The 13,510-nt window shown below is 44.1% G+C and carries 10 protein-coding genes; 8 read left to right on the forward strand and 2 right to left on the reverse strand.

Annotated elements, in window-relative coordinates; genetic code table 11:
* The first annotated feature begins 83 nt into the window (after positions 1-83).
* Positions 84-2,078 (forward strand): TonB-dependent receptor domain-containing protein, encoded by a 1,995-nt coding sequence (locus ACED59_RS07235; protein WP_050546543.1) that lies wholly within the window; start codon positions 84-86, stop codon positions 2,076-2,078.
* Positions 2,079-2,218: 140 nt separating this feature from the next.
* Here ACED59_RS07235 and ACED59_RS07240 read toward each other — a convergent pair whose 3' ends face one another.
* A complete protein-coding gene (locus tag ACED59_RS07240) occupies positions 2,219-2,962 on the reverse strand; it encodes a class I SAM-dependent methyltransferase (RefSeq protein WP_102248871.1) in 744 nt (247 codons plus the stop codon).
* A 126-nt stretch (positions 2,963-3,088) separates the two neighbouring features.
* A complete protein-coding gene (locus ACED59_RS07245) occupies positions 3,089-4,414 on the reverse strand; it encodes a sensor domain-containing diguanylate cyclase (RefSeq protein ID WP_017097443.1) in 1,326 nt (441 codons plus the stop codon).
* 226 nt (positions 4,415-4,640) lie between these two features.
* Here ACED59_RS07245 and ACED59_RS07250 point away from each other — a divergent pair, with 226 nt between their 5' ends.
* From ACED59_RS07250 to ACED59_RS07280, 7 genes are all read left to right on the forward strand, one after another.
* Positions 4,641-5,099: a GNAT family N-acetyltransferase gene (locus ACED59_RS07250; protein ID WP_017097442.1), complete on the forward strand. Its 459-nt coding sequence runs from the start codon at positions 4,641-4,643 to the stop codon at positions 5,097-5,099.
* A 14-nt stretch (positions 5,100-5,113) separates the two neighbouring features.
* A complete protein-coding gene (locus tag ACED59_RS07255) occupies positions 5,114-5,710 on the forward strand; it encodes a LysE/ArgO family amino acid transporter (RefSeq protein WP_029223870.1) in 597 nt (198 codons plus the stop codon).
* Positions 5,711-6,002: 292 nt separating this feature from the next.
* On the forward strand, positions 6,003-6,659 hold the full coding sequence (locus ACED59_RS07260) for a glutathione S-transferase family protein (protein WP_017097440.1): 657 nt from the start codon (positions 6,003-6,005) through the stop codon (positions 6,657-6,659).
* Between the two features lie 238 nt (positions 6,660-6,897).
* The gene (gene sbcD, locus ACED59_RS07265) at positions 6,898-8,151 is read left to right on the forward strand and encodes an exonuclease subunit SbcD (RefSeq protein ID WP_004733922.1); all 1,254 of its coding nucleotides are present in this window, start codon (positions 6,898-6,900) and stop codon (positions 8,149-8,151) included.
* Positions 8,152-8,156: 5 nt separating this feature from the next.
* Positions 8,157-11,873, forward strand: a complete 3,717-nt coding sequence (locus ACED59_RS07270) for an AAA family ATPase (RefSeq protein WP_017097439.1) — start codon at positions 8,157-8,159, stop codon at positions 11,871-11,873.
* 394 nt (positions 11,874-12,267) lie between these two features.
* The gene (locus ACED59_RS07275; RefSeq protein WP_017078065.1) at positions 12,268-12,411 is read left to right on the forward strand and encodes a DUF2256 domain-containing protein; all 144 of its coding nucleotides are present in this window, start codon (positions 12,268-12,270) and stop codon (positions 12,409-12,411) included.
* A gap of 93 nt (positions 12,412-12,504) precedes the next feature.
* Positions 12,505-13,389, forward strand: a complete 885-nt coding sequence (locus ACED59_RS07280) for a PA4780 family RIO1-like protein kinase (protein ID WP_029221996.1) — start codon at positions 12,505-12,507, stop codon at positions 13,387-13,389.
* The last annotated feature ends 121 nt before the right edge of the window (positions 13,390-13,510 follow it).

Genomic DNA, 13,510 nt, shown 5'->3' on the forward strand with positions numbered 1-13,510 from the left:
GAATAAATATCATGTCTGAGAAATCTCTGTTGATTCGCAAGCCTCTTTTGGCTCGCAAGCACCTTATAGTTCGCAAACCTCTTATGATTCGTAAACCCCTTTCGGTCGCAGTAGCTGTTATTTGCACCTCACTATCGGCTAACGTGTTAGCGCAAAAAGAAGCGCAAGCGACAGATGAGCAAATGGTTGTTACGGCAACTCGTACTGAAATGGCTCTAAAACAAGTGCCAGCTTCAATGTCGGTTATCACCGCTCAAGACATCGAAGACAGCCCTGGAATCACTTTGGCTGACATCGTTGCAGAATCAACGAGTGTGGAATCTGATTTTGATAGCACACGTGCTGGCCGTCAGATGATCTCTATTCGTGGTATGGATTCAGACTATACGCTTATCATGGTGAATGGCCGTCGCTTAAGCTCTGCAAGTGCCATCATTCGTGGTAACGATTTCGATCTCTCGACTATTCCAGCTGAGTCAATCGAACGTGTTGAAATCATCCGCGGCCCAATGTCTGCACTTTACGGTTCAGATGGTATGGGTGGCACAATCAACATCATCACCAAAGCTCCAGAAAATGATTGGAGCTCAACGATTAACATGGACACTTCATCTCCATTAGACGGAGATGGTGGCGAAGAATATTCTGTTGGTTTTACTACGTCCGGTGCATTGATTGATGATGAGTTGTTTGCGCGTTTTTCTTTAAATCAAACCTCGCGTGACGCATGGCAACCATATACAGGTAATGGTCGTGAAAATATTACCGCTCTAGAGGAACGCGACACTTTAAGTTTGCTTGCCAACCTGACATGGAATATGACAGACAATCAGACGATTGATTTAGACCTTGGCTATAGTGACGATAAACGTGATGGTTTAGCAGAACATGCTACAGGTTCGAACCTAGTGGATAGTAATGTTGTACGTAACAGTCAAGCGATTACACACAGCGGTTTTTGGAACTGGGGTGACACACAAGTTCGTTACTCTCGTGAAAACGTGACAGACAACGATGCCGCTGATCTAGGTAACAATTACAGTAGCGATGTAGAAGAGCTAACTCAAATAGTAGAAACGTCAGCAACGACTTATCTCGGTGATAGTCACACCGTAACTTTTGGTATGGACTACCAGTTGAGCGAATTAACCAACAAAGAAAACTTGATCAACGGTACATCAGAAGCGTATCAAGGTGCTTTGTTTGTTCAAGACCAGTGGTTGATGACTGAACAACTCACCGCAACCATTGGTGGACGTTTAGATAAGCACGAATTGTACGGTGAAGAATTCAGCCCGCGTGTGTACTTAGTTCACCAAACGACTAATGACCTCATCATCAAAGGTGGTGTGGGTAAGGCGTTTAAAGCGCCTTCGTTAACTCAAAACCAAGCTGACTACACTGTTAATAGCTGCAAAGGGAAGTGTGATTTGTATGGCAATGAAAACCTGAAGCCTGAAACGAGCTTGAACTATGAAATTGCAGCAATATACAACCAACCACGTTGGAATGTTGAAGGTGCCTTGTTCCGCAACGAAATCAATGACCTTATTGATCGCGATGAAACGTACTGCGAGAACGGCGGAGTGTTTGAATCGGGTAAAGGGTGCGCAGACAGTTCTAGCTCTACTGGCTATGTGAAAGGGAAGCGTACTTATACCAATGTATCTGAGGCGGTGGTTCAAGGTGCCGAACTTACGGGTCAATTTCAGATTACCGATGAGTGGGGCGTGTCTGGTAACTACACGTTCTTAGACACAGAAGATAAGTCAACGGGTGAAGAACTGCTTGAGCGTTACAAGCATTCAGGTTTAGTTAAACTGAACTGGAGCCCAACTTTCGATCTGAATACCTTTATTAGTGCGCGTTACCGTGGTGAACGTAATATCGAAACTGATTTGACTCAAGATGCATACACTACTTTAAACATTGGTGGCGTATACAACATTAATGATTCGGTTAGAGTACGTGCAGGCATTACTAACTTGACTGATGAAGCTGTATCACAAGAGCTAGAGAGTATGGGTTATGTTGAAGAGCCACGTACTTACTACGTAGGTATGACAGCGGACTTCTAATCAATCTGTGTTTGATTTGGTAGCAAGATACATATAGAAACGAAGAACCCACATTGGCTCGATACTCTATAAAGAGAACGGCGAGTGTGGGTTCTTTTTTGTGTGCTTGTATCGGTTTAATTCGTTTGGAATTGGCTTACCTAGATTTTTACACAAGTGACCAAAGCATTACCTGATTTGGTATCCCAAGGCAGCAGCTTGTCATAATCGTGCTCAAAAATATGAACCTCAAAGTAGGGCTTCAATATCTCGATCAATTCCTTAAACGAGAATGCCACCATAGGGTGTTCGTCATTCCATACTTGAGTTTCACCCGCAGTCGTTTTTTCGATACTTAGCTTTAACATTTGCTTACTACCTTCGCCGGAGTAGTACCAACCTGAACGAAAGGTAAAGTCATCATGTTCTTTGTTGGCTGTATGTCGAACAAACAAGTCATTGCTTATCTTCTCTTTATCAACCACGTTGAAGCAGAAGACACCTTCGTGTTTCAAAGCTCGGTGCACGCTTGCAATGCACTCTTTTAGTCTCTCAATACCGTCGTTGTAATGGATGGAATACAAGAAACAAGTGATAAGATCGAGCGGTTCTGAGACCTCAAAGTTACTCATGTTTTGTACTGAAAAGTTAGCTTCAGGGCAACGAACTTGAGCAATGTCGAGCATTGGTTTATTCAGATCAAGGCCACTACTTTGATAGCCGTAATCAATAAAATGGCGAACGTGTGGTCCAGTGCCACATCCAAGGTCGAGGTGTGTTTTTCCTTCATTTCCAAAAATCTGATGTAACCTACGAACGCAGTCACTCTGCGCTTGGTAGTCAATATCGACACACATTAAATCATAGTAACCGGATAGGTCGGTATAGAGTGCGTTGGCGGACATGTTTGCCTGCAGCATTTGCTGAAAAAATTGGGGTGGCGCATAGTAAACTAGAACTTAAAAATAACAAGAAAATCTTGGGTCAACTTATAGGCTTAAATGACCTTTTCTTGATGCTTAGCAATTGTTTCACGAGCCACACTCTATACATGCACCTTCGTGGTTTACTGAGACTCTATTTTTTCCGTTGGATTTAGCACGATAGAGCGCGTCGTCTGTAACTCGAATCAACGTATCTAGGGAGTTGTTGGTACGAACGATGCAGCTGTCGGTAATGCCAATACTGACGCTTGATTGAAACTTGGTGCGATTAAATCCCAAGAATTGATGGGTTCGAAATTCTTCGCAAATACGTTGACCAACAATTTTTGCTTGTGAGTATGCCGTGTTGAGAATGGTTCCATGAGTCGTTCGGTTTTTTGGAAAGAAGACGATAAACTCTTCACCTCCCCAGCGGCCAACCACGCCGTTCAAGGCTTTGACGTGCTTCTTAATGGTATTCGCGAGAGTGCGAATCACATCGTCACCAACACTGTGTCCAAATTGGTCATTAATCTTTTTGAAGTCATCAATATCCAATAGTAAACAAGACATCTCAGTTTGTTCTTTTAACGGCTTTTTTAACCAATCGTAAATGGCACTGCGGCTGAACACTTGTGTTAGATCGTCGTGAAGTGCGCGGTGCAGTAGCTCTTGTTCTAATATCACCTTGTCGGAAACGTCTTCTATCACCACTTGAATCGCTTTCTCGCCTTCCCAATTAATGATGTTGTCGTAGATGTTGAAGTGTTTTTTACTCCCGTCAAAGCATTGGTTTTCAACCACAGAACTGAAGCTTGGTGTATCACCGGCAAGAATACTCTGGCTGCGTCTCATGGCATTGATACGACTGTCCGGCGGAATAATTGAAATGATTGAGTCCATGGCGAGCACTGCTTCTATCGATTTGGCACCCTGCATTTCAACCCAGGCTTGATTAACCATTAGAGGCTTGAAATTTTGGTGGACGAGCACGCCCTGTTTCGAACTATTGAGTAAAGTCCGGTACATACGATCTTTTTCTTGATGTTTACGCTCTGAAGCAACAACTGAGGTAATATCTATGATCATTACACGAAGAGCGGGGCGGTCGTTGACTCTGACCGCTTGAGCAAGGCTAAACAGCGAGAGAAGGCGGTTATTCACCGGAATATCTTTATAGAGCTTTCCCTTTCCCAGTTGGCCTTTAATCGCAGAAAGGTAACGTTCACGGACAGAGCCGTGATAATCTTTGGGTATTAATGAGTAGACAAAATCGACGTTGTTGAGAAGTGCTTCACGGCAACTGTAACCGAAGATTTTTGCAATGTTTTCGTCGACATCGATGACACGGTGGTCTTGCAGCGTAATATAGCCCTGTGCAGAGTCGAAATTCTGCCTAGGGGTGGCTGTGGTTAAATCTAGTTGGATGCTCATATAGATCTGACTACATATCCTCTCACCAAAAACAGGTGCTTTAAATAAATGGTGGTGTCGTAAATAAATTGTGACTGCTGTATATCGACAAAGCTATCAGATACCTAACACGGCAAGCGTCACGAGACTATGTGATTAAAGTGTGCCGTACGCAACTTTTTGAGGGTAGCGTAATTTTACTGTATCTAAAACGGATAAAAAAATTATTAAGGATAATTAAAGAGTTATGGAAATAAAAATTGATGATTTGTCGGGTGGAGAGGTTATTGAGCTACTCGAAGAGCATTTAGCTGATATGTATGCGACATCGCCAGTCGAAAGCGTTCATGCACTGGATCTAGAGGGGCTCAAGTCGCCAGAGATTACTTTTTTCAGTGCTTGGAAAGACAGCCAACTGCTTGGGTGTGTCGCCATTAAAGAGCTTGATACACAACACGCTGAACTGAAGTCAATGAGAACCTCGCAGTTTGCAAGAAAGTCCGGTGTCGCAAGCAAGCTATTGCAGCACGTTTTGGATACGGCAACCGCTCGCCAATATCGACGTATTAGCCTAGAAACGGGATCGGAAGACTACTTTAAGCCAGCGCGTAATTTGTATCAAAAATTTGGCTTTGGTTACTGTGAACCTTTTGCTAATTATGTGTTAGACCCGCACAGTCATTTCATGAGTATTGAGTTACGTTAAGAGGCTAACCTTTGATGCCGACTTATTTTGCAGGTTTTACTCTCGGGCTTTCGCTTATTCTCGCGATCGGTTCTCAAAATGCGTTCGTTCTTAAACAGGGCTTAAAGAATCAGCATGTGTTTGCTATTTGTGCTGTCTGCGCGATTTCAGATGCATTACTGATCAGTTTTGGTGTGATGGGCTTTGGTGCAATCGTTGATCAGTTTCCACAAATTGAGCAGTTTGCTCGTTACGGTGGGGCTATCTTTTTAGGGGTTTACTCATTCTTGAGCTTTCGCTCAGCATTTACCGAAAATCATGCCTTAGAAGCCGGTGTCGAAACCAAAAACTCTTTAACCAAAGCAGTTACCATGTGCTTAGCGTTTACTTGGCTTAATCCGCATGTGTATCTGGATACTGTGGTATTGCTGGGTTCTATCTCTACACAATATCAACCAAATCAAATGTTGTTTGGTGCAGGTGCAGTATCGGCTTCATTCGTGTTCTTTTTTTCACTTGGCTATGGTGCTCGCTTCTTAGCTCCAATGTTTAAAAACCCGAGATCATGGAAGATGTTGGAGTTTGTTGTAGGAGTGATCATGGCATCAATTGCACTATCTTTGGTTGTTTAGTTTTGCTCTGCTTTCGTTAACTTCTCCTCATCAGTTGAATGCTGGTGGGGGAAAGTACGGCTTGTTAGCTTGTTAGCTCGTTAATTAGTAATTAGTACTGTATCCCTCCGTCTCGCCTCCCTAGCTATTAACTATTCTTTGCAAAGATTTCGCATTTCTTTGTTGGTTTTAAACGCCCTGATAACAACAAATTAAATTATTTCGTGAAATAACGAATTATTCTTCGTCTTTTGAATTTTGGGTTCGTCTTAGGGGTGTAACAAGAAATTATTAACCCGATTCGGAGCCAAAAATGACTAAATTGATTAGCTTTAAAAACTGCCCATTTGTTCAACGTGTAATGGGTTCACTAGTAATGAAAAACGTCCCGTTTGAAATTGAGTACATTGAACTGAATAACAAACCACAGTGGTTTTTGGATATCTCACCGAACGGGCAGGTACCTGTATTAATTACAGAGAACGACACCGTCCTTTTTGAATCTGATGCAATTGTTGAATATCTAGACGATAAATATACGCCTATTGAAGAGGTTTCACCCGAGCAGAAAGCACTCGACCGTGCTTGGTCTTATCAAGCGAGCAAACATTACATGCCACAGTGCGGCACCATGGCGAGTAAAGACAAAGAGACATTTGAAACACGCTTAGCCAATTTACAAAAGGCGTTCCTAAAGGCAGAGAAAAAACTGGGTGATACTGAGTTCTTTAAAGGGGACTACATCTCTAACGTCGACATCGCTTGGTTACCACTGTTACACCGAGCATTTGTAATTAAAGAGCGTTCAGGCTTCGATATGCTAGAAAGCTTCCCGAAAGTACAGAGTTGGCAAGCGGCTCTGATTGAATCTGGATTGACCGATAAAACCGTTCCAGCGGACTTTATTGACAAGTTCAGCGGATTTTATTTAACGAATAACTACTTGGCTAGTCTCGCTGAATCTCGCTAAATAAAGATTAAGTAATTTACGGCGTATAGTTTAGGCCAGAGACAACTAAAACCGCTCTAACGTTGAGCGGTTTTTTTATGTCAAAAATAATGATTGGTCACGCTATGGGCATAGTTGATCCAAAGCCTGAAATTAGTTGGTTTTCACAAGCTTATAAACGGTAAATAATGCTAACTCGTTTGGTAGTTGATCGGTATTTTGATAAATTAAAGGGATTACAGACTTCCAGTGAGCAGCAATGAAGATTCTTCACACGTCCGATTGGCATCTTGGCCAAAACTTCTACAATAAAAGCCGTAAGAATGAACATGAACGGTTTTTACAATGGTTACTTGAGCAAGTTACAGAGCACGACATCGACGCGATCATTGTTGCTGGCGACATTTTCGATACCAGCACACCGCCGAGTTACGCTCGTGAGATGTATAACAAGTTCGTGGTCGACTCGAACAAGATCGGCTGTCAATTGGTGTTGTTAGGTGGAAATCACGATTCGGTGTCTGTGCTAAAAGAGACACAACAGCTGCTCAAATACATGGGCGCAGACGTGATTCCTAATACCAATGAAGATCATGCGACTCAGGTTGTTGAACTAAAAGGCAAGAACGGCGATGTAGAAGCGCTGGTTTGTGCTATTCCTTTTATTCGCCCTCGCGATGTGTTGACCAGCCAGGCGGGCGTCACAGGCGTTGAGCGTCAGAAGCAACTCGGAGATGCAATCAAACAGCACTACCAAAGTGTTTATGATGCCGCTGTAGAAAAACGTGCGGAGTTTGAAAACAGCGAGCACATGCCGATTATCGCTACGGGTCATTTAACGGCGATGGGTGTTCAACAATCGGATTCGGTACGCGACATCTATGTCGGTAACCTTGATGGTTTTGCCGCTGATGGCTTCCCAGACGCAGACTATATTGCACTTGGTCATATCCACCGCCCACAAGTGGTGGCAAAGCGTGAATACATTCGTTACTGCGGCTCACCAATCCCATTAAGCTTTGATGAACTTAAATCTCAAAAGCAGGTATGTGTGGTTGAGTTTATTGAGGGCGAGCGCACCATTTCTCAATTGCCAGTTCCAACGTTCCAACCCCTAGCTGAAATCAAAGGCGACTTGAGCGAGATCGAATCTCAACTGAATCAATATATAGGCTTAGATAGCGACCAAAGCGTGTGGTTATCGATAGAAGTGCAAGCGCAAGATTACTTGTCGGATCTTCAAGAACGTATGCGCGCACTAACCGAAGGTTTGAATGTGGAAGTGCTGCAACTGCGCCGCGCAAGAGAACGCCGTAACCAAGCTTTAGAGCAAGAGTCGGCAGAAACCTTATCTGAATTGAGCCCGATGGACGTGTTTACGAAGCGTATTGCCTTAGAAGAATTTGAAACCGATTCTGAAAAAGCACGTTTAGAGCGAATGACGGTGAAGTTTAAACAAGTGATGGTTGAAGTGTCCGAGAGCGCTCAAACACCAAACAAAGTAGAAGAGTAACCAGTATGAAGATTTTAAGCCTAGAATTTGAAAACCTGAACTCTTTGAAAGGGCGTTGGAAGCTCGATTTTACCCAATCACCGTTTGCAGAAAATGGTCTGTTCGCGATTACTGGCCCAACAGGGGCAGGTAAAACCACCATTCTTGATGCGATTTGTTTGGCATTGTTCCACCGCACACCGCGTTTAAAGAGCATCGCTAAAGGCAACAACGAATTAATGACGCGTGGCACGGGTGAGTGTTTCGCTGAGCTTGAATTTGAAGTGCAGGGCAAAACGTATCGCTCTAACTTCCACCAAAAGCGAGCTCGCGGAAAGCACGATGGCGCATTACAAACGCCAACGTGTGAATTTGCGGATGCGGACACCGATAAAGTCTTAGAAACCATGCTGACCAAGAAGACCAAGTTGGTGGAGCAGGTAACTGGTCTCGATTTTTCGCGCTTCACTAAATCCATCATGTTGTCTCAGGGTGAGTTTGCAGCGTTCTTAAACGCCAATGCTAACGACCGTGCCGAGCTACTTGAAGAGCTGACGGGCACAGAAGTCTATAGCCTGATCTCTGAGCGCATCTACGATCATTTCAAGTCGAGTGAAGAGTCGCTTAATCACCTTAAAGCGAAAGCCGATGGGGTGAGTTTACTGTCTGAAGAGCAAATCAAAGAGCTAACCGCAGAGCGTGAAACGTTAGAAGCCGAGCAGAAGCGTTTAGCCGAGCAATTAAAAGAGTGGCAAGCGCATCTAAGCTGGTGGAAAGACGTGACCAAAGCTGAGCAAACTATTGCGACCAGTGAGCACGATCTTAAAACAGCTCAAGATGAACTAGACCGTAATCAACCATCACTAGAGCGTTTGGCATACAGTGAACCGGCTGAAAAGCTGCGCCCAATGCACAAAGATTTAAAGCGTTGCGAACAAGAGGTGAACACTACTCAAGCTCATTTAGATAACAGCACTAAGTTACTTGCCGTTCGTGATGCAGAGAAGCAAGACGCGCAAACTAAACTGACTCAAAGCAGTGCAATTGTCGAACAGGTTAAAACCGAGCAACAAGAACAAGAGAAGATCATCGATCTTGTCCGCCCGCTAGATAACCAAATTGCCGTACTCAAAGATAAGCAAACTGCGGCCGTTACTGCAGCGAATACGCTAAACGAGCAACATACGCAGCAGCGTAATCAACAAGTCGTTTTGGTCCAAAAAACAGATGCACTGAAGCAACAAGATCAACTCAGCACTGAGTACTTAAATACACATCAAGCTGACCAACATCTGGAAAAATACTTAGGTCAGTGGCAAGCAAAGGTAGAGCAAGTTCGTACTCTAGAGCGTCAGCATGCAGAACAGTTAAACTCAGCGAAGCAAACTTTGTCTGCGGTTGATACTCAGCTAACGATCATCAAATCTGCGCAAGACGCTAAAGCAACGCAAGACAAAACTTTAAGTGAATTGGTTGTGTTAGAGAGTAGTGCAAAGCAACAGTGGGAAGCATTGCAAAGCAACACCAGCGAACAAGTGTTGAATTCGCAAAAAGATCTGTTGGAGTTTTGGAATCGCAATACGCACTCATTACTCGAGATCAATCGTGGTTTCCTAAATGCCCAACAACAGCTGCACGCAAAAACACAGGCACATCAGACCAACACCCAATTGGTCGACAAGCTTTCAAAAGAACGTGAAGTGCTGGTGGAGCGATATAAAGAGAAAGAGACTTCGCTTGAGCGATTAACGCGTTTGATTGATCAAGAAGGCGAGCTGGCGAAATACCGTGCAGCTCTAGAATCTGGGTCTGAATGCCCACTGTGTGGTTCAACAGACCATTCGATTGAACAGTCGCAAGACACTGCAAATTTGGTTGCTCAAAAAGAAACGGAAAACCTAGAGCTAACGGCTATCAAAAAAGAAGGCCAAGAGCATCGTCAGCAGTTAGATTCTCTTGCCCCTATGGTTGTCGCGCTTAACGATGACATTCAACGTGCGCAAGCGGATATTCAGCAGGCTCAATTGAATTGGCAAGGCGTTGTCGGCAAGCTTCAACAGAGCTTATCGGATTTCGTTGGCACGGCTCCTGAACTGGCGCTACTAACGATTAACGATTTAGGTAATGAAGCTATAGTCGCGACCTTTACTCAGCAGTGTGAACTTCAACTAAGTCAGAGCTCGCAGCAACTCAAAGCGTTGGCTGATGCTAAAGCGCATTACGCAGAAGCTGAGAAACAACGCTTGTCTGTAAGTGTTATGGCTGACAAGGCGCAGTCTAATCTCGAGTTGGCCGAGCAACGCTTAGCGGATCTGAATAAGCAAAATCACAGCACGAACGAACAAGTGGCTCAGATAGCTCTAGCAAAAGAACAGCAATGGAACACTCTGAAAGAGAGCATTGTTCAAACGGCTATCGAAGCGCCTGAACTTGAACATATTGATGATTGGTTTACTGCTAAATCACAAGCATCAAGCACATGGCAGCAAACTAAACAGCAACAGGCTGATATTGAGAAGCAACTGATTACTCAAACTGCCGAACTGAAAACTTTAGATGACAAGCTAAGCAGTGTTGAGAAAGAGCTCACGACACTGACGCAAGAGAGTGAGTCTCTAGTGTTAGAGCTGACTCGTGTAACGGCTGAAAGAACAGAATTGTTTGGTGATAAAGACATTCAAGCCACCAGCAATGCGATGAAGCAAAAAGTCACTGAAGCGGTAAATGCATTTGATGCTGCGCAGTTAGTGCTTAACCGTTGCGAGCTGGAACATCGAACCGAGCAAACCAAACACACTGGTTTCTCGGACGAGTTAGTCAGTAAGCAATCGAGCTACATACAAGCGTCGAATGCTTGGTTAGCAGCGCTGAAAACCAGCCCATTCGAAGATGAGGCTAATTTTGAAGCAGCGTTGTTAGATGAAGAGGTTAGAACTCAACTTCAAAGCTTGAAGAAGTCTTTAGACGAAGCGATTGTCAGTGCGCAAGCTAGGTTGAACACCGCCACAGCGACACAAGTGGAGCTACAAAATCACGAAAATGCGAAAGCATGGCAAGAGCAAGACCAACAGCAAGTTGAAGAAGCGACTACTGAGTGTCAAAACGCACAGCAAAGCCATGCGACAAAGATCGGTGCAATTTCTGCCAATCTTGAAACGGATAGCCAGAACCGCAGTAATCAGCAAGATCTGTTCAAGCAGATCGACGAGCAGCAGGTCGACTTTGATGATATTTCACGCCTGAATTCACTTATTGGTTCTAAGAACGGCGACAAGTTCCGTAAGTTTGCTCAAGGTTTAACGTTGGAAAACTTGGTGTACCTTGCGAACAAGCAGCTACAGCGTTTGCATGGTCGTTACGAGCTAAAACGTAAAGCCGACGATGGTTTAGAACTGCAAGTGCTCGACACATGGCAGGGCGATGTGATGCGTGATACCAAGACGTTATCAGGTGGCGAAAGCTTTTTGGTGAGCTTGGCGTTGGCATTAGCGCTTTCTGATCTTGTAAGCTACAAAACCAGTATTGATTCTCTGTTCTTAGATGAAGGTTTCGGCACGCTCGATAGTGACACATTGGACATTGCTCTAAACGCGCTCGATAACTTGAATGCATCAGGCAAGATGATTGGTGTCATTAGCCACGTTGAAGCACTGAAAGAGCGAGTGCCTGTTCAGCTTAAAGTAACAAAACACTCTGGCTTAGGTGTGAGTGAGATGGAGAAGCAGTACAAGGTTGTTGCTTAGCTTCTAGTCATATTATTCATCAGTGCAGAAATAGAAATAGAAATAGAAATAGAAATAGAAATAGAAATCGAGCTAGATGAAGCAGATCCCCGACTCAGTCGTTCCTCCTTCTCGAGGATGACGGAGTCGGAAGTTGTCATTAATCACTTCGCCGTCATCCCTTAATGTCAGGATCGAATAAAAAGCAGCTGTCATTCCCTAAAGTGAGGCACGAGCGTAATAGGGAATCTGGGCTTGTTGGTATTACTTTCTTCATTTCCTAAAGTGAGCTACGAACGTAGTAGGGACTCTAGGTTTGTTGGTTTTACCTTCGTCATTCTATGAAGCGAGAATCGAGCGTAATAGAGAATCTTTAGTAGACGCGAGAAGTGGACTCATCAAAAAGGAAACGGCCATGCACAAGAAGCCCCATTTACCAACTAAGACATGTCCTATTTGCCAAAAGCCTTTCTCATGGCGTAAAAAGTGGCAACGTTGTTGGGATGACGTGATTTACTGTTCTGAACGTTGTCGTCGTCATAAGCCAACTTTGGCGTAATTTCTGTTCGTTTTTAGAACACGTTAATAGTTTCGTCATTCATTTCTTAAGTTAATATTTCTATCTGTAAGACAACTAATGTATAAAGGCGGCATGAAGATACCTAAAAGAATACAGCCCTTAGTTGACGATGGTTTAGTCGACGAGGTGACAAGCCAATTAATGAGTGGCAAAGAAGCGTCAGTGTACATAGTACGCTGCGGCGATACGATCCGTTGTGCCAAGGTATATAAGGAAATAAGCCAGCGCAGCTTTAAAAAAGCAACGGCGTATCGTGAAGGCCGAAAAGTACGTAATAGCCGCCGTGCCAGAGCGATGGAAAAAGGCTCTGGTTTTGGCCGAGAACAACAAGAGAAAGTGTGGCAAAGCGCTGAAGTGGATGCCTTGTATAAACTGGCCGAAGCGGGTGTTCGTGTGCCTGTGCCTTATGGCTGTTTTGATGGTGTGCTGCTTATGGAGCTAGTCACTGATGATGACGGTTATGTGGCTCCTAGATTGAACGATGTTGTGATGCCACCAGAACAAGCGATTGAAGATCATGCGGTGATGATGACTTACGTGGTTAAAATGCTTTGCGTTGGTTTGATCCATGGTGACTTGTCTGAGTTTAACGTATTGGTTGATGAATACGGCCCTGTGATTATCGATCTACCGCAAGCTGTCGACGCTTCGGCTAATAACAACGCTGAGTGGATGTTGGCTCGTGACATCAATAACATCCGTGATTATTACGCTCAATTTGCCCCTGAATTGGCGAAAACCGAGTATGCCAAGGAAATGTGGGCGCTGTACGAGAAAGGCGACTTAAAGCCAGACAGCAAGCTGACGGGCGAGTTTACAGAAACTGACGATTTGGCAGACATCGAAGCCATTATGCAAGAGATAGACGCTGCGCGAATTGAAGAGCAACACCGACGCGAGCGTGTTAAAGAAGAAAAAGAAGGTGTTGACGACAGCAAGTTCAATTGGGCTGAGTAATCGTAATGATCTGTTTTGATCTTTCGTAAAATGTCAGTCATAACGCCTTAAAAAACTAAGGCGCTCTTTCAAAAAAATAACCCAATAGAGCCTCAACTCTGTTGGGTTTTCTTTTTTAGCA

It is taken from the genome of Vibrio sp. FF266 (genome assembly GCF_041439695.1).
Lineage (GTDB): Bacteria > Pseudomonadota > Gammaproteobacteria > Enterobacterales > Vibrionaceae > Vibrio > Vibrio tasmaniensis_A.